The organism is Megasphaera paucivorans (genome assembly GCF_900103535.1).
GTDB lineage: Bacteria > Bacillota > Negativicutes > Veillonellales > Megasphaeraceae > Megasphaera_A > Megasphaera_A paucivorans.
On record NZ_FNHQ01000003.1, the window covers coordinates 1 to 25,715 of the forward strand.

A 25,715-nucleotide genomic window follows, 5' to 3' on the forward strand; every position below is an offset into this window, starting at 1 on the left:
ACCCTGCGTTCTCTGAGGCGGAGTGAAGATTTTGCGGACATTTGTCGGCGAACCGCTCAAACCGATACGGCTTTCGTCTACTTTGATATCATCTGCCGACAAGGTTGGTATTTCGCGACGTTTGGCCTTCATCGTTCCGCGAATAGTCGGGAACCGCGGTTCATTTAATTCTTTTACAGCCGTAATGAGAACTGGGAACGAAGCTTCCGTAACGATATAGCCTTCTTCATTCTGCTGCTTTACCGTTACTTTTTCTCCTTCTACTTCGATATGTGCTGCGTAGGTGATCTGTGGGATACCGAGTTCAGCTGCTATCTGCGGACCGACCTGTGCTGTATCTCCATCAATGGCCTGCTTGCCGCATAAGATCATGTCGAAATGGTCCAGTCCTTGTAATTCAGCAACTTTCTTGACTGCCTGTGCCAGGCAGTAGCCTGTTGCCAGGGTATCCGAACCGCCGACTTTTCTGTCTGTCAGCAAATATGCTTCGTCGGCTCCCATTGCCAGCCCTTCACGAAGTACTTCTACAGCCTGCGGTGGCCCCATGGAGAGCAGCGTTACCTTAGCTCCCTGTTCATCCTTCAGCTGCAGTGCAGCTTCCAAGGCATTCTGGTCAAACGGATTAAAGATGTTAGGCACACCCGCACGAATGACGGTATGTTTCACTGGGTCGATTTTTACTTCTGCAGTATCTGGTACTTGTTTTACACATACCAATATTTCCATATTACGCTAACCTCCTAAAAATGTTTTCTTGTCTCCACAGCTTGATTACGCAACAATCAAACCTGCTTTGTCATGCCAATTACCGCAATAATGCACCGGAAGTAACCATGCGCTGTACTTCGTTCGTGCCTTCATAAATCTGCGTAATCTTTGCATCACGCATATGACGGGCAACTGGATATTCTTCGCTGTAGCCGTAGCCGCCGAAAATCTGAACTGCGTCAACTGAAACTTCCATAGCTACATCCGAAGCATAGCATTTTGCCATTGCGGCATCCACCGAATACGGTTTCTTTTCCTGTTTTTTCATCGCTGCTTTGTATACGAGGTTTCTAGCTGCTTCGATCTTCATTGCCATATCAGCAAGCTTGAAGGAAATAGCCTGGAATTTGCAGATCGGTTTGCCAAACTGTACACGCTGTTTGGAATATTCAACTGCATCTTTCAACGCGGCTTCTGCAATCCCCAATGCCTGTGCGGCTACGCCGATACGGCCGCCGTCCAATGTCTGCATAGCAATTTTGAAGCCTTTGCCTTCTTGACCCAGCATATTTTCAACAGGAACTTTTACATTCTGGAATACGAGTTCCATCGTCTGAGAGGTATGGATCCCGAGTTTGTCTTCTTTCTTGCCAAAAGTAAAGCCTTCCATTCCTTTTTCAAGGATGAATGCCGTAATACCATGATTACCCTGGCTCTTATCCGTCATAGCGAATACAATATAGATATCAGCTGCGCCTGCGTTGGTGATAAAGATTTTGGAGCCATTCAAGATGTAATGGTCGCCTTCTTTTACAGCAACGGTCTGCTGGCCGGAAGCATCGGTACCGGCATTCGGTTCTGTCAAGCCGAACGCACCCAGTTTCGTGCCTTCGCAAAGCGGAGTTAAGAATTTTTTCTTTTGTTCTTCTGTGCCGTATTCAAAAATCGGATTGGCACACAAGGATACGGTTCCGGACAATGTAATGCTGACACCTGCATCATACTTAGCCAGTTCTTCTACTGTCATGATGTAGCTCAATACATCGGCACCAGCTCCGCCGTATTCTTCTGGGAAATATGTGCCGCCCAAACCCATTTCGAGCATTTCTTTGACGATTGCTTCATCAAAAATACCGTGATGGTCACGTTCAGTAATAGTCGGGGCTAATCTTTTTTCACCAAAGTCTTTAGCCAATTTTACAAACATTTGTTGATCTTCCGTCATGTTAAAATCCATGATTCTTCCACTCTCCTTTAGAATGTTTTTACTATTTAGTTTAAACTAAAAAGCATTGTAAAAAGATATAGTTATTGCCGCTTTGAACTAACTTCTGCAGGTGCTTCCGAAAGCCTGTAGCAGCTATGATAACCACAATTAGACAATGATAAATGCACACGGCATATACACAATTGTTCTAATCTCCCACATCTGAATTGTACAACTTTTCACAAATTAAATCAATAGAAAAAACAGCACTTGGGGCAATATTATTATTTTTTTTTCTCATAGCTAACCAGCTAAAACTTATTATCATACATAATCTTTTTTGTTCATTGCAACACATTTTTTCACTTGGCTTATTGAAAATATTCGATGAACTTTATTTGCATAAAATAATAAAAATGCCAGTATTACAGCTATTTCTTAGCAAATATATTGTGCAATAATTAACACAATATAAAAAAATCAATAACATTACCACACGTATTTCATTATAAAAAAACAATATAGCAAATAATTTATTTATAACTAAATGGCATAGTAAAAAGTACTATGTCATTTCTATGCGGCGATATTGACTAATAAAATTTTTGACGATATGCGCTGTAATTCCCCAAATCGTTTTATTTTCATATTGATACATGTAAATATCATACGAAGAACGTTTACGCCACTGCCAAGATAATTGCTTGGCAATGACATCCGGAAAACCAGCCGCCGGTCTTGTCGCAATTTCCATGCAGAAATGTTCCGGTTCCTGTGTGAGAAACCACGACACCGGAACAATAAAAATTTCCTGTACTTCCTGTTTGCTTATATGAATGCAGCCAGCCTCTATCATCCCAACAAACGGCCATACAGTTACCCCGACAGGAGACTCGACATAATCCAGTCTGCCGAGCATCTGAATTTGTTTTTTTGAAGTTCCTAATTCTTCCATTGTTTCTCTAACCGCTGTATGTTCAAAAGAAATATCGGTATTCTCCCTGCCCCCTCCGGGAAAACAAATATCACCCGGCTGCCAGCTGAGTTTGCTGCTGCGAACTTCAAATAAAACCCCCAGATTGCCATTATTTTCAATGAGCGGGACTAACACTGCACATTGTTTATTACGCAGCACAGGCGACTGTTTTGCCTTTATGCTGCTCCATTTTTCAGTATTCATGTCTATGCTCCCCTTCATATATATCATATTTTATGATATCAAATGCGTGCAAAAAAAGATACTCATTTTTATATGAGTATCTTAATTTTTACTTATTTTACAACAATATTAACAATCTTTTGCGGAATGACAATATATTTAATAATTTTCCTGCCATCTATAAATTCTTTCACACGGGGCATTGATAATACTTTTTCTTTCATTTCTTCACTCGTAATATCGACAGGTATTGTAATGCGTTCGCGGACTTTACCATTAATTTGTATAGGTATTTCAATTTCATCGACGATCAAAGCCGAAGCATCCACTTCCGGCCAGGCTGCTTCATGAACGCTCCCTTCAAATCCTGCATCATGCCACAATTCTTCTGTAATATGCGGCGTAAACGGAGCCAGCAGCAATAACAAATTTTTATTTACCTCCAGCGCCAGATCTTTACGGATTGTCTGATTTTTTCCTACATATGCATACATCGCATTGACCATTTCCATAATAGAACTAATCGCTGTATTAAAGTTATATTTACCAGTAACACCTTCTGTAACTTTTCCAATGGAGGTATATTCCACAAAGCGAAGTTCTTTTTCATCTTCTGTATACTCTTGAGAGGCAGGGTCTCCTTGTTTCATCAATTCCATATATTGTCCAAAAATGCGCCATACACGATTTAAAAAGCGGAAGGAGCCTTCCACTCCTTGATCAGACCATTCCAAATCACGTTCCGGCGGTGCGGCAAACAAGATAAATAACCGTGCTGTATCCGCTCCGTATTTTTGTACAATTTCTTCCGGAGATACAACATTGCCCTTGGATTTTGACATTTTACTGCCATCCATCAGAACCATTCCCTGTGTCAGCAGACGAGTAAATGGTTCATCGTCTTCCACTAAACCGGCATCATACAAGACCTTCATAAAGAAACGGGAATACAGCAAATGCAGAATAGCGTGTTCAATACCGCCGATATATTGGTCAACGGCCATCCAATGATTCGCTTTTTTCGAATCAAAGGCCGCCTGATTATTTCTTGCATCTGTATAGCGTAAGTAATACCAGGAAGAATCAAAAAATGTATCCATGGTATCAGTTTCACGCCGAGCAGGACCACCGCATTTCGGACAAGTACAATGAACAAAATTTTCACTTGTAGCCAACGGGGAAACAGCACCCGCTGTAAATTTAACATCCGTGGGCAGCGTAATCGGCAGCTGATCTTCAGGAACAAGCTGTTCTCCACAGGTATCACAATAAATGACCGGAATGGGAGTACCCCAATAGCGCTGACGGGAAATAAGCCAATCGCGAAGTTTATAGTTTACAGTACCATGCCCCAATTGATGTTCCACAAGCCATTGGGTAATAGCTTTACGCCCTTCTTCATCGGTCAGACCGTTAAATGAACCGGAATTAACCAAAATTCCGGGATCATGGTATGCTGTTTCCATCGTATCTAGATCTAATGTTCCTTCTTCATTCTGAACGACCAGTCGAATCGGCAGCTGATATTTTTTAGCAAACTCCCAGTCACGTGCATCATGACCCGGAACCCCCATTACAGCACCTGTTCCATAATCGATCAAAACATAATTGGCAATCCAAATAGGCACTTCTTCATTATTAACTGGATTTATCGCATAAGAGCCAGTAAACATGCCTTCTTTTTCGGCATCGTCCGAGGTGCGGTCCATATCATTCATATTTTTCATACGGGTGATAAAATTGCGGAGTTCTGTTTCATTTTCCTTGCCTTTAATCAATTCCGCCACATACGGATGTTCCGGGGCCAATACAATATATGTTACGCCAAAAATTGTATCCACTCTTGTAGAAAACATAGATATTTTTTTGTCTATTTCAGGAATAGTAAAGTCAAACTCGGCACCTTCACTGCGTCCGATCCAATTTTTCTGCATCGTCTTGACACGTTCCGGCCATCCATCCAGCTTATTCAGGTCCTGCAGCAGGCGATCCGCATAATCAGTGATTTTTATAAACCATTGTTCCAAGTCTTTTTTTACAACATCGGAATCACAGCGCCAGCATTTGCCATCAATAACTTGTTCATTTGCCAAAACAGTATTACAGTTTTCACACCAGTTTACCTTTGCCTTTTTTCTATATACAAGACCTTTTTTATAAAATAATTCAAAGAGCCATTGATTCCATTTATAGTAATCTTCCTTGCAAGTTGTCGCTTCCCGGTCCCAATCATAGGAAAGTCCCAAAGCCTGCTGCTGCCGTTTCATATTGGATATGTTATCCAGTGTCCACACTGCCGGCGGAATATTGTTTTTGATGGCAGCATTTTCCGCAGGCATCCCGAACGAATCCCATCCCATCGGATGCAAAACATTAAAGCCCGTCATCCGTTTATATCTGGCAATGACATCCCCAATAGAGTAATTGCGCACATGTCCCATATGAAGGTTTCCTGATGGATAAGGAAACATTTCCAAAACATAATACGGCGGCTTTCCATTATCATCCGGACAACAATCAACCTTTTCCTCCAGCCATTTTTTTTGCCATTTTTTTTCAATTTCCTGTGGGATATACTTTTCCATTATTAACATATGCCTCCTATACGTACAATTCAACCTATACCTGGTATCTCTATCACAAAAAGAAAAGCCCCTAACAATGCCTTGCAATGCATCGTTAGGGGCGTATGATCGCTGTACCACCCTAATTGGTTCTCATTACGACGAAATAGTATTCCGTCTTACGGTTAACGCCCGTCAAACGCTTATACTTACTATGTTTCAGCATAAGAAGCTCCCGGGTGAGTGAATAAACTTCTGACGTACCGGATTTCCACCATCGCCGGCTCTCTGGAACGCTGTTGTTTACAATTCCCAATCATTGCTTACCTTATAGATGTTACATATTCTACTACGCTATTCCTTTTTTGTAAAGTATAAAAACATGAAATCTTTTTGTTTTCTATTTTACGCAGGAAAGTTCTGCCAAAAATCATTTACTTCAAACCCTTTGCGCCAAAAAGCAGCTCCTGCCAAGCGATAGGCAGATAACAGCAAATATTTATACTGCAAAGACTTTTCATCTTCAAACCATATTTTTATTTGTCCTTCAGCAACGGGCAATTCCATATAATACAATTTCAAAGCCTCATCCCAGCGTATATCTTTTTTAAAACGAGCAAATAGCTTTTTGCTGTCCGACATCGTCAACGTTTTCACATCAAGGGAAGAGGGGGCAGCCATACTGATCTGCGATGTCCGCTGCAGCCAAGTATCCATATCAGAAGGAAGCGTTCCCGGATCATTGGTTTCATACCAAGTGCGCATATATAAAGGCATCCCAAGAATAAGTTTATTCGGCGGAACGACAGTTATCATCTTTCTTACACTCGCATCGACCCATGGGTATGATGCATTCGGTCCGGCAACGGCACTGGCTCGACCAAATTGGTCATAGGCCATAAGTACGACATAATCAAGCTGTTTAGCCAAGGAAGCGCGGTCATAAACCTGAGACCAATTGGGATTATTGGATATAGCTGTCACATCCATAGAAATAGTGAGTCCATACGCATGTCCCGCTTTAACAATATCACCAACAAACGCGGTCAGACGATCGCGGTCTTCATAATTTATATTCTCGAAATCAAGATTATATCCATTCAAATTATATAGCAGTGCATAGCCTATGAGCTGTTTTATTACGCGTTCCTTCAAGCTGTCGTCCATAAGCAATTGATGTGTAAATTGAGGATCAAAATGATTGTCCACCAAAGGCCATATATTATACCCTTTGTCACGATATGCCGCAATCAGTGTATCTAAATCCGGATTGCGCAGCTCTATCCCTGCTGTCGTCATTCTAAATGCTGTGGGAGAAATGACACGCTGTTTGGCGTTTATTTCAGGAATATTATCTTTTTCTTTCATCATAGGATCCCATAGAAGAGCAATATCTAATTTCCCCTTTTTATTGATTACAGCGATTGAATCCTGCTCTTTCAATTCAGGAATCATCGTAACAGGTGTCAATGGCGGCTCTAATTCTTTTTCTTTTGGCTGCAAAACATAACGAATACCTAAAGGCCGGCGAATATGCTGTATACTGACAGTGTAATCCTTCTTTCCTTTACTGCCGGGAAAGAGAAGTTCTACATTAGGATTCTGCCATAACGTATCCGTCGTATTCTGTTTTGATTTAGGTAAGCGCACGAGAAAATATCCCGTTTTTCCTGAAATCTCGTGAATACCGTATTGTGACAGGGAATTACCTGATACAAGCCACCTTCCTTGTTCTTCCACAATTTTTAAATTTTGAATATCCATAGCTTGAATCGGATTGTTGACCGTGGGTACGTTAAAAACAGGATCTGATTTCTTTGTTTCTTTTACACTAACTGTCTTAGCAAAAATATTTTGCGGCAGTGTTACCGTGATGCTTACTGCCAAAAATAAAGGAACCAAAAACATAAGATTTTTTTTAGATTTCCAGTGAATCATTGCACATTCTCCTACTATATAAATATTTTTTATCTGGTAATTTTACATAAATACGTTATAATATATACATTATGCTATTATAACACAAAGGAGGAAACATATGCATCAATATTTGTTTTATATCGGATCTTTTCCTATTCGTTCTTATGGTCTTTTATTCATGCTTGGGATTCTGTCGGCAGGCGTTGTTGCTTATTATATTATGAAACGGGATGGACGGGGCTGGCATGTACATATATTTGATTTTACCATGTACTGCGGTCTTATGGGTATTGTAGGCGGACGTCTGTGGGATGTTTTCTTTTTCGACTGGACGTATTATCATAACCATATTACAGAGATTCCGTATGTCTGGCAGGGCGGCATGGCAATACAAGGCGGCCTCCTATTCGGAGCCATCGCCGGCATCATATACACCAGATATCATCATATTGATACTTGGGCTTTTGCCGACCTTCTGGCACCTGCTATTATATTGGGACAATCCATCGGCCGCATGGCCAACCTCATGAACGGAGATGCCTTCGGACATCCCACAGGAGAAAATTTCGGCTTATTATATCCAGACACAACACTTGCGTATCATACATATGGCAGCCAGCCTTTATGGCCGGCAGAAATATGGGAAGGACAACTTGATGTTTTAGTTTTTGTAGCCTTGCTTTTTTACAGCAGTTTCCCTCACAAAAAAGGACAGGTCTTTTGTCTTTACATTATGTTATATGCTGTAGAACGTTTCTTCTTGGAATTTTTACGCGGAGATTACGTAAACCTCGTTATGGGTTTAAAATCAGCTCAAATGACCAGTGTAATTGCATTTGGCATAGCCGCTGCCGTATTTTTATATCTTCAGTTTTATGGCAAAATCGATACAGAAGATAAGGGACAATAACTATCTGGTTTTTAAGTCCCATCAAAAAGGAACATGTGGCAGGATTTTGATTTATCCTGCTACATGTTCCTTTTCTCTATCTTAACCCAATAGATACTTTATTAATTTTATTGTTGATTTTTATTTACAATAGCTTCTTTCAAGGTGTGCCACGCAAGAACTGCACATTTTACACGAGCCGGCATATTAGAAATATTTTTTAGAGCAATAGCATCCTCCAAATCTTCTAATTTCTCCTCATCCGTAATTTCCCGTTTAATCATATCAAGAAATAAATCAACAAGCCGCAACGCTTCATCCACTGTTTTACCTTTTATAATATCAATCATCATATCTGCCGAAGCTTGGCTGATAGCACATCCGTGTCCCGTATACGCAGCATCCTTTACAATGCCGTTTTCGATTTCGGCACGCAGCGTAATATCATCGCCACAACTTGGATTATGCCCTCGTTCTTCCAAATTATATGGATTGAGTTCATGTTTATTGAGTTGATTCTGGTTGTGCTCCAAAATAATATCAGAATATAACTGATTCATGTCTTCCATATCTGCCACTCCTAGTCTTTAAAACCCATCGTTTTACGAACAAGTTTTAATTTATCAAGAAAATAGTCAACTTCTTCAACTGTATTGTAAATATAAAAGCTGACACGATTTGATGCCTCCGCTCCGATATGGCTGCCATAAGGCTGTGCACAATGATGTCCCGACCGAATCGCAATTCCGTAGCTGTCAAGGATAGTTGCCACATCATGAGGATGCACTCCTTCAATAGTAAAGGAAATAACGCCTGTTTTTTCCTCAGCGTTGGTACTGCCGATAATGTGAACATAAGGAATTTGTTCCAATCCCTGAAGAGCCCGCGTTACTAATTCGTGTTCTTTTGCTTCGATAGTATCAAATCCTATGTTTTCCAGATAATCAATTGCTGCATGCAATGCAACCGCACCTTCAACATTTTCAGTTCCCGCTTCAAATTTAAACGGCAGCACATTGAAAGTCGTGGTCTGTTCTTGGACGTATTCTATCATATCTCCGCCCAAAAGGAAAGGTTCCATATCATTTAATAAATCACGTTTTCCATACAGCACACCGGTTCCAGCAGAACCCAGCATCTTATGTCCGGAAAAAACATAAAAATCGCAATCCCATTGTTGCACATCACTCTTCATATGAGGTGCCGCCTGCGCTCCATCAAGTACAACGACGGCTCCTGCCGCATGCGCTTTATCAATAATTTTTTTAATAGGCGTTTTCATGCCTAACACGTTGCTGACTGCCGCAAATGCAACAATTTTTGTTTTACTGTCGATTTTAGCTAAATCATTTTCCGTAAAATGTCCTGTTTCATCAAGATACATATAGACAAGTTTTGCTCCTGTTACTCTGGCAACACGCTGCCAGGTAACCAAATTGGCATGATGTTCAGAAATCGGGATAACAATCTTATCGCCCTCGTGCAAGTGCGTTTCGCCATAACTTCGAGCTATGATATTAAGCGCCTCCGTAGCATTACGGACAAATACAACTTCTTCACTATGCGCTGCATTAATAAATTTTTGTACAGCTATGCGCGCATCATCATACAGCTTCGATGCTTCCACACTCAAAATATGCGCACCACGATGCGGATTGCCATTGTGGTTCTCCAACAAATCAACAATTGCCTGGATCACTTGTTTAGGCTTTTGTGTCGTAGCTGCATTATCAAAATAAACAATCTGATGTCCGTTATGAACTTTAGTCAATATGGGGAAATCTTTTCGAACATTTAACATGGCAATCACCTTTCTTATGGCAGTACTGCATCTTTTCGCGAACAGCCTGCAACACTTTATTTTCCATAGCCGAATCACCCAGTTTATCAATGACCGGTCTAATATTAGACTCAACAATAATCAATTGTGCACCATTTTCACTAAATCCACGGCTCATCAGATAAAAAAGTTTATCTTGATCAATTTGACCCGCACTGGAAGCATGATTTCCAACAACATCATCTTCCTTACAAAGAAGAAGCGGAATAGAAATGGAATGTGCTTTCGGACTCAGCAAAAGACATACATCTGATTCAGATCCAACTGCTTTTTTCCCACCACGCAGAAAATCTATCGTACCGCGAAAATATTTTTTCGAGCTTCCCATGAGTGAACCGGTCGTAAGAATATCGGTTTCCGTCTGTTTTCCCTGCTGTGGAACCCAATAGGAAAAATCAAATATCTGTGTATCATCTCCCATGTACATCGTATTACTGTGAAACTTCCCACTTTCCTTTAAAAGATCTGTCTTATAGTAAACAATCGTTTCACGGCTGCCAATCTCAGCACTTACATAATCAACAAAACTTTGTTTTTCTGTTTTTGCATAACGGTGTTCTATATGCCGTACATGTTCCCCGTGAAGCTGAATTTTACTAATTTTCACTTTCGCGCCTTTCTCAGCTTCTATGTAATTTAAAAAATTGACATTTCCTTGTTCCGCGTCACCTTCAAAAGTCAGATATATCGACACATCACTGCCATTACCAGCCTTAATTTGAAGTTGGGCAATAATCTGCGGAACTTCTTCACTCAGTGTATAGGTAAGCCAAACAGCTCCCTTTGCGTGAGGTGCAATTTCTATACGGCACCCCGTCGTACTATGATGCAGCGCTTGTGATAACGCCTCTGCATTGGCACCCGTAAAGTCTCCCAGCGACAAATTGCCATCTCCATCGTAAAACCGCACTGCGACCTCTCCGTCATGATGTTCCTGAGGCTGTATATATACAGCCGGGCTCATCTGCTGAGGCGCTAACTCCAAATGATTTACCTTCATCCAGCGGAACGTGGTTCGCGGGAGTTGGTTATATTGTTCTTTGATCATGATAATTCCTCCCTATTTCAATGAACCTTTAAGTTCCAGATTAATCAGATTATTCATTTCTACCGCGTATTCTAAAGGCAATGCTTTAGAAACCGGTTCGACAAATCCTCTGACCAACATCGCACGTGCTTCCTCTTCACTTAGTCCTCGGCTCATCAGATAAAAAATAGCCTCATCAGATATGCGTCCTATCTTCGCTTCATGCCCTAAATCTATATTATCATTTTTTACAATAATCGCCGGTATCGTATCGGATTGTGAAATTTCGTCCAGCATCAGCGATTCGCAGCTGACATTAGCCTTCGCTCCTTCTGCTTTTTCATTGACAACAACGCAGCCTCGATAAATACAGACTCCACCGCTTTTAGAAATAGATTTTGAATTAATATTGCTAGTCGTATACGGTGCATTATGTACTACTTTGGAACCCGTATCAAGATACTGCCCTTCACCGGCAAAAGTAACTCCGGTAAATTCACAATGAGCCCCTTCTCCTTGCAGGATGCTCATAGGATATAAGCAGGATGTATGCGAGCCAAAAGAGCCCGTAACCCAGTTAATACGTCCGTTCTTACCTACGATCGCTCGTTTGGTATTTAAGTTATACATGTTTTTTGACCAGTTTTCAATAGTTGAATACGTCAATTCTGCATTATCGCCAATAAAGAGTTCCACACATCCTGCATGGAGATTTGCTACGTTATATTTAGGTGCTGAACATCCTTCAATAAAATGAACTTTAGCTCCCTCTTCAACAATAATCATAGTATGTTCGAATTGACCCGCCCCGGGAGCGTTCAGACGAAAATAACTCTGCAATGGGATGGACACCTGTACGCCCTTGGGTACAAACACATAGGATCCTCCGGACCATACTGCCCCATGAAGAGCTGCGAATTTATGATCTGTCGGGGGGACAAGTTTCATGAAATGTGCTTTTACAATATCTTCATATTTGCTAAGAGCCGTATCAAAATCCGTATAAATAACTCCCTGTTTAACTAAATCTTCTTGAATGCTGTGATATACGACTTCCGAATCATACTGTGCCCCAACTCCGGCTAATGAAGTCTTTTCAGCCTCTGGAATTCCCAGCCTGTCAAATGTATCCTTAATGTCATCGGGAACCTCATTCCAATTCGCTTTCATCTGTGCATTAGGCCGTACATAGGTGACAATATTATCCATATCGAGTTCGCTGATATCAGGTGCCCAGTCGGGATAATCCAATTTATAAAAAGTTTCCAAGGATTTCAGCCGAAAACGCAGCATCCATTCCGGTTCATGTTTTTTATCTGAGATTTCCTTAACAATTTCCGGAGTCAATCCTGCTTCGGTTTTATAGGAATACGTAAAATCTTTTTTAAAATTATAGACGTTGCCAAAATTGGACAAGGCATCAATTTTACTTTTTGCATCAGCCATACTAACCCCTCCTATTTAGCTTGTTCTTTAAAGGCATCGTAGCCATTAGCTTCAATTTCCTGAATAAGTTTGGCATTGCCGGTTTTGACAATACGTCCATTAATGAGAATATGCACATAGTCAGGAATCAGTTTTTGCAATATTTCGCTATGATGTGTAATAACAAGAATAGCATTGCTTTCATTATGATATTCGGAAACAGCTTCTGAAACTATTCTGACAGCATCCACGTCAAGACCCGAGTCGATTTCATCCAACATAGCCAATTTAGGTTCCAGCATACACATTTGTAAAATTTCTGTTTTTTTGCGTTCTCCGCCGGAAAATCCATCATTGACATAGCGATCTCCGTAGGAACGGTCCATCATAAGACCTTCCATCTGTTTATGCATTTTTTTGCGAAATGGCATAATTCGCTGTGGTTCACCGGAAACAGTACTTTTAGCGTTGCGGATAAAGTTTTCTACAGAAATCCCCTGAACCGCTATTGGTGATTGAAACGCCATAAAGATGCCTGCTTTAGCCCTTTCGTTAACAGGCTGATCTGTTATATCCCTGCCTTCAAAAAATATACGGCCTGCGGTAACTGCATATTGGGGATTTCCCATCACGGCGTTAAACAATGTTGATTTCCCAGCTCCGTTCGTCCCCATAATAACATGTGTTTCTCCTGTATTAATTGTTAAGTCGAGTCCTTTGAGGATTTCTTTGCCTTCAACAGCAACTTTCAGGCCTTCTACTCTCAGTAATTCACTCACAGTAATCACTCCTACTAGTTATTTATTATTACATTTTTAAAATGGACAAAATTGCTATACATTTATCATACATAGATTACTCCAATGCAGTATGAATGTCAACTTTTTTAGTGATGTTTTTATAAAAAAAAACTATTTGCTTCAAATGAAACAAATAGTTTTTAAACACATTTGCCAATTAATACAATCATACCTGTGTTATTTCTTCCATTGCAAATCTTTTACTGCTGGAATTCCATATGCAGAATCGGCATATAATACGGCACGGCCAATGGCTTTTTCCAAAACATAAGCCGCTAACGTTCCGACAATATTAATATCTGCCGTAACAGTACCGACAGAAACAGCATACACAGAATCCCCGTCAGCCATTGTATTAACCGGTGAAATAGCGCGTACCATGCCATTACCCGCCATAGCAGCAATTTTATTCATTGCCGTCTTATCAAAAGCTGCATTCGTAATAATTGCTGCTATAGTAGTGTTCGTTGCATGTGCTTGTGCTCTCTGTGAAAAGAGATTCGGCGTATCTCTATCCTCTATCAGAATCCGTTCCGAACAAGCAAATCCGTTTTTATCTTTATTAAGCATTCCCGCCAAAATACAATTGCGGCTCCGATCATATACATCACCTACGGCGTTAACAGCAACAACAGCTGCGACTTGAAGTCCCCAGGCTTCTACAGCATATATGCCAAGCCCCGATTTCATCATGTAAGCGGCTCCCCAAAGTTTTCCAACCGTTGCGCCCGTCCCGGCACCATGATTTCCTTCCTGTATATCGTTTTGTTCTGCCGCCAAACAAGCGGCATACCCCATTCCCTCATCCGGCCGTACCGTGCTGTCACCACAACCTAAATCAAATATAGAGGAAGCACACACCAGAGGTACTTTGCCGTATCTCGTTTCAAAACCAATATCATGCTCTTCAAGATACTTCATAACACCGCCTGCCGCATTAAGCCCAAACGCACTCCCACCGCATAACGCGATAGCATGTATCTTTTCACAGGCAGCAACCGGCTTAAGTAATTCTGTTTCCCGGCTGGCAGGACCTCCTCCCCGGACATCAATACCGCAGGGAGCACCTTCCGGACATATGATAACCGTACATCCCGTGCCAGCTTTACGGTTTTCACTGCTGCCTATTCGAAAATTTTTCATATCTTGGATTTTTATTTCTTTCATTATATTATCACCCTCCTGCACAAAAGGAGCATATCTAAGATAGATATGCTCCTTTTATTGATTATTTTTGAAAATCCTTATAAAGCATACTTGTCTGAATCCCATGATTATTTTGATACTTGCCAGATTTATAGGTGTCATATTCACCATCAATATCATGATAATATATTTGACAAATTTCCACATCCGGATATATACGAATAGGCTGCACGCAAAAAATCTCCAATGTCCAATATCCAGCAAATCCGACATCTCCAAACCCAGCAGTTACATGAATAAATACGCCCAATCTTCCAACGGAGGAACGCCCTTCCAGCATGGGAATATATCCATTGGTTTTCGTATATTCGTTCGTCCGTCCCAGATACAATTTATTAGGCTGCAGCACATAGCCGCTTTTGGGAATAATAATATCAGAAGCAGAATTTGACTGAGCCATATCTAATTCCTGATGATCATAAACCATAAGATGATTATATAAAGACAAATTATAGCTGTTAGGATTAACTCGTTTAGGATCAAAGGGATCAATAATGATTTTTTCACCTATATGTTTAACAATTTCCTTACCGGACAATATCATACACTGTCACCTCGTGGTTTAATATACTCTAAATTATATACAAAAAAACAGTACTTGTCATGGTTTTTCCATTATTATTTTCAACAGTCCGTTTCTAAAGGCCCCCATCTTAAGTATCACTATTTTGCAAATATGCTTGGTTTTCCCTCTACGTCACTGCAAGTTGTATTGCAAGCAGGTTCGCTGCATACCCAATAGCGTCCGTAAGAACTCGTGCGGCAAATAAAATACCCATCATGGCAGCGAGGACATTTATATTTTTTTTCTTCTTCTTTTAACGGGGCTGTCATTTGTTCTGTATATCGGCATTTCGGATACATGGTACAGCCAAAAAAGTCGCCGTACTTGCCATGCCGTAAAACCATGACCGCACCGCATTGCGGACATATTTTCTGATCTTTATTCATATTTTTGCTAACAATTTTTACTTCTCTGGCTCTTGCAACAAGTTTTTCTAAAAATATAATTTGATCCTGCAGAAATGAAGCAAGTTGATCTTTCCCTTCACTCATTTTATATAGCCGATCTTCCCAAACAGCTGTTTCATCGGGATATACCATTTCATCAGGCAATGCATCTACAAGCAGATATGCATTATCTGTCGGCTTCAAATATCTTTTTTTCCCTTCTTCTACTAAAAATTTTCGTTTTATCAGTTCATCAATAATAGTAGCCCGTGTCGCTTCTGTTCCAATGCCCTGTACCTCTTTTAGTTTTTTCTTTAAAGAATCATCTTTAACATATTTATAAATTTCCTTCATTGCCGCCAACAGCGTAGATGGCGTAAAGCGCGACGGCGGTTTCGTTGTTTTCTTATCCACAAGCCCATCTTGATAGACAACCGTATCTCCTTTTTTTACAACAGGCAGTCCGTCGTCGTTTTCTTCCTCCTCGACATCATTCTTATCAGATGTATATAGTTCTTTCCATCCCAATACAGTAATTACTTTTCCATGGGCCACAAACAGTTCTGATGCCGCTTCAACGAGTATACGAGTCTGATCATATTCATACAACGGATAAAATTGTGCAATGTATGACTGCGCAATAAGATAATAAATATGCTGCTGCAGTGATGTCAATTTAGAAAAATCACAAAAAACCGTCGTGGGAATAATGGCATGATGCGCTGTGATTTTACTATCGTTCCATGCCCTGCTTTTAATAGAAAGATCAGCCTTTTCAGTCCACTCTGATAATTTTCCAGCCTGGTTGCTTTGTAAGTTACGTATAATAGAAGAACGATCTTTCCATTGATTGCATGGCAGATATTCACAATCAGAGCGGGGATATGTCGTAAGTTTTCGTTCATAAAGCTGCTGTGCTGCATCCAATACCTGCTGCGGATCATATCCATAGCGTTTGCCTGCTAAAACCTGCAGGGATGACAATGATAGGGGAAGACGCTGCGCTTCCTTCTTTTTTGTCTTTTTTCGTTCTTGAATTACTCCTGACGGGTTATTATGTAACCGATCAATAAGTGCCTGAGCTGCTTTTTCTTCAATAATATGTCCCTCAGAATCCATCCCTGTTTGCGTATCCTTCGGCTGCCACTGCGCAGTAATACTTCCGTTGGCATGAATAAACACAGCCTTTACAATAAAATACTCGACAGGAACAAAATGATCCAGTTCCCGCTGACGCCGCACAACAAGTGCCAATGTTGGAGTTTTGACTCTGCCGATAGGAAAAACAACGCGATGGCCCTGCCTCCGCGCAGCCAATGTATATGCCCGTGATAAGTTCATCCCAATAAGCCAATCCGCACGGCTGCGAGCCAATGCGGATTCTTTCAAGTGGAGAAAATCAGAATTATTCCGCAGATCCGCCAAAGATTCTTGAATGCTCTTTTCATCAAGAGCATTCAGAAGTATCCGTTGTACCGGCTTGGTGTTCCCTACATAATCTAATATTTCATCAATTAAAAGCTGACCTTCTCTATCCGGATCTCCTGCATTAATAATGCTGTCTGCCTGAGTAATCAGATTGCAGATCGTTTGGAATTGTTCTTTACTGTTCGGGCTGACCAACAGTTTCCATTCTTTCGGCACAATCGGCAAATCTTCCGCTTTCCATGTTTTATACTTTATATCATAATCCTGTGGTTCTGCCTGCTGTAATACATGCCCGTAAGCCCAAGTAACAATACCGTCTCCGGTTTCAATGAATCCTTTTTTCTTGTGCTGCGGCGGTGGCAGACATTTGGCTAATTCCCTAGCCATACTCGGTTTTTCTGCAATAAAGATACGCAACGTACGCAACTCCTATTTCTTAATACATATACTATATTCAACAATCTTGATTCGAATCAACTTTAGCTAATTGACCGGCAACTTTAATTACCCGGGTAAAAGAAGCCGGTATTTCCTGTTTTGTAAGAGATTGCCCAATAAGGCGGCCTAAAATAACCCCTTTATTGCTATACAGCCAAGAAAAATAATACACGTACATAGCCTCTACATTGCGAGGATTTACATTCTCCAGCATTCTCGGCGGATAATTATGGTAATTCATATCCAGCTTACGGCAAGCTTTTTTCAGCATATCCGCCGTTGCTTTGCCATGGGTACCTCCGGCTGTATAAATGATATGATCTAAAATCCGTCGTTTTCCTTTGTCAATCATAGCTTTTGCGAGATCCATTTCAAAACAAATTTCGTCTGTAAAAAAAACATTTTTTTCCGCCTCACGGCTGCCTTTTACATCTGCATCATAAAGTGCCACTGTAGGTATTTTAAAATACTGCAGTAATTTTTTGATTTTAGATATAGAGCTTTCTCCGCGCGCATTAATAAGACAAATGCCATAATAATCAAAACGCAATTCCAATGTCGTGCCAAAAAGCTGGAAACATCCATATTCCGTTTCCCCTTCGACAATAATAACGCTGCGCGAGTACAGTGCTTCTTTTACTTCCGGGAAATGCATAATCAGATGTTTTTCTATTTCTTCATTAAAGTGGAAATTTACACCGCAGGCAGCCTGAACACATCCACATTTGTCTCTGTAAAAGCGAATGATATTACGGTAATCATCCACTAGCGAATCTGTCGAATGCGTAACAATAAACATCTGTCCCCGCAGCCCATCTATATTAAACAGTGATTTCAGAATACAGCAAAAAGCCGGATCCTCATTCTGCAGCAATTGTTTGTAATATGTCAAAATAGATCGCTGCATATAAGGATGCAAATGTATTTCCGGTTCATCTATCGCCACAAATATAGACAAAAATCGTTTGCCCTTGCTGTCTACAATAATCGTATGTTCAAAAGGAACGGCTTTACTGTGATACATTACATATATTTGAGATAAAATCTTCAAGGCTACAAGAGAAATGAATTTTAAATTATCCGCTCTGGGCCGATCCTGACGGCTCAACAATTTAGACAACACCAATACATTCATATAAAAAGAAGTATCATATTCACTATACCGTTCCTGCTGACGAATGAATTGGACCATATCGGGAGAAGGCCTGAATTCTTCAATTTGTCCACTTTTAAGTATATCATTTTTTAATAAATTATATATTTCGTCAGAAACAAGATAATCGTCGTTTCGCGTTTCTGAATGATAAATATATCGGATGCGTCGAATTAAATCAAGCGGCAGCTGTGAATTATCTATATCATTGTATAAACGCGGAAAAATTTCATCCACCCGCTTTTCCATGCGCAGACGCACCTGGGCCGGCACCCCTTCTTCACTATCAAAAAAATGTTCTGATGTGTCATCCAATAAACATATTTCGACAATAATTACAATAGGAAGATTTGTATCAGCATAGTCATGTTCTAAAATGCCAAAACCGGAACTTATCAGCGATAATAAGCGTAAAAAACTGCTCTTACCAATATTATTTTCTCCCACGAGATAATTTGCTCTTTCATGAAAGTTCATTTCTACATCTTTAAATAAACGATAATTCTGTAAACGCATATATTTTATATACACATTATCACCCACTTTCAATCAAGATTCTTATGTATATATTATTCGACATAAACCAGTAAATCCATTTTTTAAAATAGACATGTGATTTTTTATTTCTCTATACATTATATATCTTACCATAATTACTGCAGCAGACAAAAAGAAATACAGCCGTATCCTCTTAATTATCTATGAGAATACAGCTGCAGTTATCTATCTTACTTTTTCATAAAAGATTTTGCTTTTTCCACTTCTTCTGCAAACGTCATTGGCATTCCAGCGATGCCCTCCTGTGTTGCTGCTTCGGCAACCGCTGCAGCAACATTTATCGTTACTCTGCTGTCAAAGGCATCGGGTAGAATATATTCTTCACGCAATCCATCTTTTTCTGCAACTGCTGCAATAGCTTTTGCCGCAGCCAATTTCATTTTTTCACTGATATCAGCAGCACGACAATCTAATGCGCCGCGAAATACACCGGGGAATACAAGTACATTATTCACCTGATTGGGAAAATCCGAACGCCCCGATCCAACTACACGTGCTCCTGCCGCTTTCGCTTCCTGCGGGTAAATCTCGGGAATAGGATTTGCCATAGCAAAGCAAATTGCATTATCCGCCATAGATTGTATCATTGCAGGGGATACAATTCCTCCTTTTGAAACGCCGATAAAAACATCTTTGTCTTTTAAAATATGTGCTAAATCTCCATGTTCATGACGAATATTGGTTTTTTCAGCCATTTTTTCCTGAGCCGGATTACTATCTGCATCCCCTTCACAAAGGGCCCCATGAATATCACAAATGATAATATCTTTTATCCCATATTCTAAAAGCAAGTTAGCAATACTAAGACCCGCGGCACCTCCGCCATTAATAACAACTTTTGCCGACGCTGCCGGCTTGTTAACAAACTGCAACGCATTAATAATACCCGCCAGCACAATAATCGCAGTTCCATGCTGATCATCATGAAATACAGGAATATGCATCGTTTCCCGTAATCTTCTTTCAATTTCAAAACAACGAGGGCCACTAATATCTTCTAAATTGATACCACCAAAGGATGGCTCCAGCAGCTGTACAAATCGAATAATTTCCTCCACATTCTGAGTTCCAATACAAAGAGGAACTGCATTTATTCCGGAAAATTCACTAAAAAGAAGACATTTCCCCTCCATGACCGGCATACCTGCCTGCGGTCCAATATTTCCCAGTCCAAGAACCGCACTGCCATCCGTGACTACAGCAACATAATTTCCACGTCCAGTATATTCATATGACCGTGCTTCATCTTCAGCAATTTTTAGGCAAGGTGCTGCCACCCCCGGTGTATACAGCAAGGATAAAGATTTTTTTGAATTAGCTGCTACTTTGCTGCCTATGTTTAACTTACCCGCTAATCTTTTATGCAGCATTAATGCTTCATCATCGTTATTATGCAAAGAAAACCCCTCTTTTCATTTGTCTCCCATTCCAAGTACAGTTACTATATTTCTATGGAATGATATTAGTTGTATCACATATTATACAGAAATGCAACTATCTTCTCATCTGCCGTACTGTTTGCACAAGATTGCAAGTCTCTGTGCCAACATGTCGGTCAGTTGTCCTTTTTCTGCCTGCCACAGCCATTGTCCATGACTGATGCCGGGGCGATTCATACGACACGCTGACGGCAAACACAAGACATCTTGCAGGGGCACTATAATGGTCTTTGCCCTTCGGCTGTATACATACGATACAAAAGACCATACAATTTCTTCTGCAGAAGCATTTTTCTCTAATCCCAAAGCATTTTTCATCTGTTCCTGCTGATACCTATCCAATTCCTCCGTATACCATCCAAGCAACGTATTATTGTCATGTGTACCTGTATAAGCAACGCAATCCGGTTCTGTATCAAAACTATAGCGGCCATCTGATCGGTATTTCATATGAAACTGCAAAATCTTCATCCCCGGGATACCTAATTTGTTTTTTAATTCACAGACATCATCCGTTATAAATCCTAAGTCTTCTGCTATTAATTGAATATTAGGAATTTTTTTGTATATCGCTCGAAACAGGTCAATTCCTGGGCCGGGATCCCATTTTCCGTCTCTGGCAGTATGTGAACCGGCAGGAATAGCCCAACAAGATGCAAATCCGCGAAAATGATCAATACGTATTTCATCAACCATAGCTAACACACGTTGAAATCTCTTGATCCACCATTCATACTGATCCGCAGCTATAGTATCCCACCGGTACAATGGATTCCCCCAAACTTGTCCATCGGCAGAAAAATAATCAGGCGGAACACCTGCTCCGTGACGCAAATATCCCTGTTCGTCTAAATCGAAAAACTCTTGATGAGCCCAGCAGTCTACACTGTCATGAGCAACAAATATTGGTATGTCACCTAAAATTGCAATATCTTTGCTTGCGGCATATTGCCGTACTTCCTGCCATTGCATATGAAAAATATATTGCATAAATTTATTATGAGATAGGGTGGCTGATAATTCTTTTTTATAGTACTCAATGGCTGCCGCTTCATGATTCCGTATATCATCAGGCCATTGAGTCCATGAATTCCCTTGATAAAAATCATGTATTGCCGAAAATATGGCATACTCTTCAAGCCAATCTGCATTATTCTGACAGAATGCCGCAAAATCATTCCAAGGAATTACTAAATCAGGATCATGCGACATATCCCATAAACACATCTTTTTGCACTGCCATTTTTCTTCATATGTATGAGCCTGCAATATCTGCCGCTTAAATTCCAGAAAACGTTTTTCTTTCAGCCATCCCATCGTGACCAATTTATCCAATGAAATCAATCGTTCATTCCCGGCAAAAGCCGACATAGATACATAGGGGGAATTTCCTTCTCCCGGCTGCGTAAGCGGTAAAATTTGCCATACCTTCTGCCCCGCTTGAGAAAGAAAATCAATAAACTGCATTGCCTCGTTTCCTAGATCGCCCATACCATAGCTGGAAGGAAATGACGTAGGATGGCATAAGATTCCGGCCCTTTTTTCTTTTATTTCATCCATGCCTTTCAATACCGTAACACCAAGGGGCGGCAAGGTTACAGTAAAACGGCTGTTTACTGTGCAGATAGGAACTCGATTGGGCTCAAAGGCATCATATAACTTACCATAGGCCAATCCATCTGTATACATACTAATAGACCGTATTGCAGTGGTATTCCGATTCATGACGATAATAAAAAAACCATCTTCTGCTTTTTTTCCAAACACATCCATACCGCCTTCAATACTACGGGCATATGCATAAATATCGCCATTTCCATAAAGAGGAATAAAGCGTCCGGTCCGTAAAGCAGCATTATGACTCCGCAAGGTGGTGAGCTGTATATACCATTCTAAAATACGTGTATTTTCATTTCCCCATGGATACGTTCTGCGATTATCAGGATCTACATCACCGGTTACCCCAGCTTCATCCCCATAATAAATACATGGGGCACCTGGCATTGTCATCTGCCATGTACAAAGTACTTTAAGACGTGCTTCCGATTTTTCTGAAGCTGTCAAAACAGCGGTTCCGCCATCTGCACCAAGAATAGATAAAATCCGCTTTACATCATGGCTGCCAATAAGATTCAGCATAGCATAAAAATTTTCCTGCGGATAATTTTCCATCTGCCGATATATTTCTTCTGCCGTACGTCTGCCGTCTTTGTGTTCCAAAATAAAGTCTATCATAATGGCCCGCAAAGCATAATTCATGGCACTGTCCATATCCTTGCCGCAAAGATATTCTCGTTGTTCTCCATAACTCATTTTATTCGACGCATCTTCCCACACTTCGCCGATCAGAACAGCCTGTGCGTTTTCTTTTTTTAGTGTATGATAAAATTTGCGCAAAAAGGTTTCCGGAAGTTCATCGATCACATCAAGACGCCAGCCGCTGATTCCCCGCTCCAGCCAATACGTAAGGACACTATCTTTATTATTAATAATAAAGTCCAAATAAGACGGGGTCATTTCGGCTACGTTGGGAAGCGCTTTTACACCCCACCATGACTCATATTTGTCAGGATAATCGATAAACCTATACCAATCATAATACGGGGATTGTTTCGATTGATACGCTCCTGTTTCAGGGTAGTGTCCGAATTTATTAAAATATATGCTATCTTCGCCTGTATGACTGAATACACCATCCAAAATAATATGTATGCCTTTTTTTTCAGCATCTGCACACAAGCGAGAAAATTCTTCATTTGTTCCCAGCATAGGATCAATATGATGATAATCGGCTGTGTCATATCGATGATTGCTGCTGCTTTCAAAAACTGGATTCAAGTATACCGCTGTGACATGCAGCATCTTGAGATAGTCTAATTTTTTTCTTATTCCAGCTAAGTTGCCGCCAAAAAAATCATATTGCACAACATTTCCTTGATTATCTTTGCAATAGTGCGGTATATCATTCCAATCACTGTGAATAACAGCCCCTTTTTTCCCAAAAAGTTTGGCAGTCGATGATTCACTCCGACAAAATCGATCTGGAAATATTTGATACACAATCGCATTCTTAAACCAATCCGGCGTATGAACATCCTTATCATAAACGGTAATTTGGTATGATGGCGGCTCTTGTGTATACACAGCGCCTACTCCACCAAGTTGTTCCTTATTATTACCATAATATACGGTGTTTCCTTGATATTGGACAATAAAATAATACCATAAAAGTGCCCCTTCTTCAGGCATGGTAATTTCGGCTTCGTAAAATCCGCCTTTTTCTGCCATGGGTATTTTATGTTCTCCTTCATTGCTTTTCCAAGTACGCAGCGTAATCAAACAGGTATTTTCATTTTTTAGGTTGGCAGAAATTCGTAATGTAAGTTTTTTACCTGTACGGACAGCGCCAAATATTGATTTATATACCGGATTCCGTGAATCATGATATAAATATAGGTCCATGTTCAGAACTCCTTTTTCTAAAATACCCCCCACCATATGCTTAATTTGGTCAAGGGGGTATTGATCTATTTGATCATGTATTTAAAATATGAGTGTACAATTCTTCGTATTTATCCGCCGACTTACGCCAGCCGTATTTGCTTGTCATCGCATTATGAACGAGATACTTCCATAAATGAGAATCGGCATAATAACTTAACGCTCGTTTCACTGTAAACAATAATTCATGGGCATTAAAATTTTGAAAATTTAATCCGTTTCCTGTATTCGTATATTTGTCAAAAGGAATAATCGTATCTTTTAATCCTCCTGTTTCTCTGACAACAGGAATCGTCCCATATTTTAAAGCAATAAGTTGACTCAGTCCGCAAGGTTCATATCGTGATGGCATAATAAATAAATCTGAAGCCGCATATACACAGTGAGCTAATCCTTCATCAAAAAGAATATTTGCCGAAACTTTTGTCGGATTATGCTGGGCTAAATGACGAAACCCCTCCTCATACGGCCAATCGCCAGTACCTAAAATAATGAGCTGTACCTCTTCCATCATCAATTCATCCATAATACGCATTATTAAATCCATCCCCTTATCTTCAATAAGACGGGATACAATAGCAAGCATAGGAATATTACGATTGACGGGAAGTCCCAGACGTTCCTGCAACGATTCTTTATTAGCAGCTTTACGGCTGAACACGTTGCTTTTGGTATAGGTAAAAGGAATAAACGGATCTTTTGCCGGATTATATATTGTTTCATCAAGCCCATTGATAATCCCGGTCAGTCTATGCTTACACAGGCGAATATAGCTATCCAACTTTTCGCCAAAATAAGGGTATGCAATTTCTTGTGCGTATGTCTGACTCACGGTAGTAATATGATCAGCGTACACCATACCGGCTTTCATATAATTAACACATCCGTCACATTCAAGATTTCCGTTATCAAAAAGTTTTCGCGGCAACCCCATTATATCCTCTACTACTGACGGAGAAAATATCCCCTGGTATTTTAAATTATGGATAGTATACACAACTTTTATGTTTTTATAATAGGAATCTCGATAAAAATCTTCTTTTAAAAAAACACCGATAAGACCTGTATGCCAATCATTACAATGAATAATATCCGGCTGAAATCCGATTTTTGGCAGCATTGCCAAAACTGCCCGGCTATAATACGCAAACCGTTCTGCATCATCATCAAAACCATACAAACGATCTCGTTTAAAATATTGTTCATTATCAATAAAATAAACGGTCATTCCACTCTTTTCAATTTTTTCAACGCCATAATATAATTGACGCCAAGCTAAATTTACAACACCATGGTACACTTCCTGCATTTCATCGTTGTAAGAATCGGGAATTTGGCTATATTTAGGAATCACCAGACGAACATCCATTCCCTTAGATGCCAATACGTTTGGCAATGCGCCCATAACATCTGCTAACCCGCCGGTTTTAACAAATGGCACTGCTTCAGAAGCAACAAATAAAACTTTAATCATAGGTAACACCTCTTTTCAAAAATTTTCT

The 25,715-nt window shown here is 40.3% G+C and carries 18 protein-coding genes; 1 reads left to right on the forward strand and 17 read right to left on the reverse strand.

Annotation, left to right across the window (positions count from 1 at the left end):
• From BLR11_RS02045 to BLR11_RS02065, 5 genes are all read right to left on the reverse strand, one after another.
• Positions 1-726, reverse strand: a 726-nt coding sequence (locus BLR11_RS02045; protein WP_091647755.1) for an electron transfer flavoprotein subunit beta/FixA family protein, incomplete at its 3' end; no start/stop codon positions are given.
• Between the two features lie 79 nt (positions 727-805).
• Positions 806-1,945 (reverse strand): acyl-CoA dehydrogenase, encoded by a 1,140-nt coding sequence (locus BLR11_RS02050; RefSeq protein ID WP_091647756.1) that lies wholly within the window; start codon positions 1,943-1,945, stop codon positions 806-808.
• A gap of 535 nt (positions 1,946-2,480) precedes the next feature.
• A complete protein-coding gene (locus BLR11_RS02055; RefSeq protein WP_176762837.1) occupies positions 2,481-3,095 on the reverse strand; it encodes an NUDIX hydrolase in 615 nt (204 codons plus the stop codon).
• A 92-nt stretch (positions 3,096-3,187) separates the two neighbouring features.
• Complete coding sequence (leuS, locus tag BLR11_RS02060) at positions 3,188-5,662, reverse strand: leucine--tRNA ligase (RefSeq protein WP_218118696.1); 2,475 nt, start codon at positions 5,660-5,662, stop codon at positions 3,188-3,190.
• 381 nt (positions 5,663-6,043) lie between these two features.
• A complete protein-coding gene (locus BLR11_RS02065) occupies positions 6,044-7,576 on the reverse strand; it encodes a glycosyl hydrolase family 18 protein (protein WP_091647761.1) in 1,533 nt (510 codons plus the stop codon).
• 100 nt (positions 7,577-7,676) lie between these two features.
• Here BLR11_RS02065 and lgt point away from each other — a divergent pair, with 100 nt between their 5' ends.
• On the forward strand, positions 7,677-8,468 hold the full coding sequence (lgt, locus tag BLR11_RS02070) for a prolipoprotein diacylglyceryl transferase (RefSeq protein ID WP_091647763.1): 792 nt from the start codon (positions 7,677-7,679) through the stop codon (positions 8,466-8,468).
• 107 nt (positions 8,469-8,575) lie between these two features.
• Here lgt and sufU read toward each other — a convergent pair whose 3' ends face one another.
• From sufU to glgA, 12 genes are all read right to left on the reverse strand, one after another.
• Positions 8,576-9,016, reverse strand: a complete 441-nt coding sequence (sufU, locus tag BLR11_RS02075; RefSeq protein WP_091647765.1) for a Fe-S cluster assembly sulfur transfer protein SufU — start codon at positions 9,014-9,016, stop codon at positions 8,576-8,578.
• Between the two features lie 11 nt (positions 9,017-9,027).
• Positions 9,028-10,248 (reverse strand): aminotransferase class V-fold PLP-dependent enzyme, encoded by a 1,221-nt coding sequence (locus BLR11_RS02080; protein WP_091647767.1) that lies wholly within the window; start codon positions 10,246-10,248, stop codon positions 9,028-9,030.
• Entirely contained in the window at positions 10,211-11,335 is a 1,125-nt protein-coding gene (locus BLR11_RS02085) for a SufB/SufD family protein (RefSeq protein WP_091647768.1), read from the reverse strand. The genes BLR11_RS02080 and BLR11_RS02085 overlap by 38 nt, the downstream gene beginning before the upstream one ends.
• A gap of 12 nt (positions 11,336-11,347) precedes the next feature.
• Positions 11,348-12,760: a Fe-S cluster assembly protein SufB gene (gene sufB, locus BLR11_RS02090; protein ID WP_091647770.1), complete on the reverse strand. Its 1,413-nt coding sequence runs from the start codon at positions 12,758-12,760 to the stop codon at positions 11,348-11,350.
• 11 nt (positions 12,761-12,771) lie between these two features.
• Positions 12,772-13,518: a Fe-S cluster assembly ATPase SufC gene (sufC, locus tag BLR11_RS02095; protein WP_091647772.1), complete on the reverse strand. Its 747-nt coding sequence runs from the start codon at positions 13,516-13,518 to the stop codon at positions 12,772-12,774.
• A gap of 198 nt (positions 13,519-13,716) precedes the next feature.
• Complete coding sequence (locus BLR11_RS02100; RefSeq protein ID WP_091647774.1) at positions 13,717-14,706, reverse strand: P1 family peptidase; 990 nt, start codon at positions 14,704-14,706, stop codon at positions 13,717-13,719.
• A gap of 61 nt (positions 14,707-14,767) precedes the next feature.
• Positions 14,768-15,289 (reverse strand): dCTP deaminase, encoded by a 522-nt coding sequence (gene dcd / locus BLR11_RS02105; protein ID WP_091647775.1) that lies wholly within the window; start codon positions 15,287-15,289, stop codon positions 14,768-14,770.
• Positions 15,290-15,408: 119 nt separating this feature from the next.
• Positions 15,409-17,541 carry a DNA topoisomerase 3 gene (locus tag BLR11_RS02110; RefSeq protein ID WP_091647777.1) on the reverse strand — a complete coding sequence of 711 codons (2,133 nt, stop codon included), beginning with the start codon at positions 17,539-17,541 and terminating at the stop codon, positions 15,409-15,411.
• A 37-nt stretch (positions 17,542-17,578) separates the two neighbouring features.
• On the reverse strand, positions 17,579-19,246 hold the full coding sequence (locus BLR11_RS02115) for an ATP-dependent nuclease (protein ID WP_091647779.1): 1,668 nt from the start codon (positions 19,244-19,246) through the stop codon (positions 17,579-17,581).
• A gap of 197 nt (positions 19,247-19,443) precedes the next feature.
• Positions 19,444-20,670 (reverse strand): NAD(P)-dependent malic enzyme, encoded by a 1,227-nt coding sequence (locus BLR11_RS02120; RefSeq protein ID WP_245675052.1) that lies wholly within the window; start codon positions 20,668-20,670, stop codon positions 19,444-19,446.
• A 105-nt stretch (positions 20,671-20,775) separates the two neighbouring features.
• Complete coding sequence (gene malQ, locus BLR11_RS02125) at positions 20,776-24,174, reverse strand: 4-alpha-glucanotransferase (RefSeq protein ID WP_091647780.1); 3,399 nt, start codon at positions 24,172-24,174, stop codon at positions 20,776-20,778.
• 73 nt (positions 24,175-24,247) lie between these two features.
• Positions 24,248-25,687, reverse strand: coding sequence for a glycogen synthase GlgA (gene glgA / locus BLR11_RS02130; protein ID WP_245675053.1), 1,440 nt, complete (start codon positions 25,685-25,687; stop codon positions 24,248-24,250).
• Positions 25,688-25,715 lie beyond the last annotated feature (28 nt).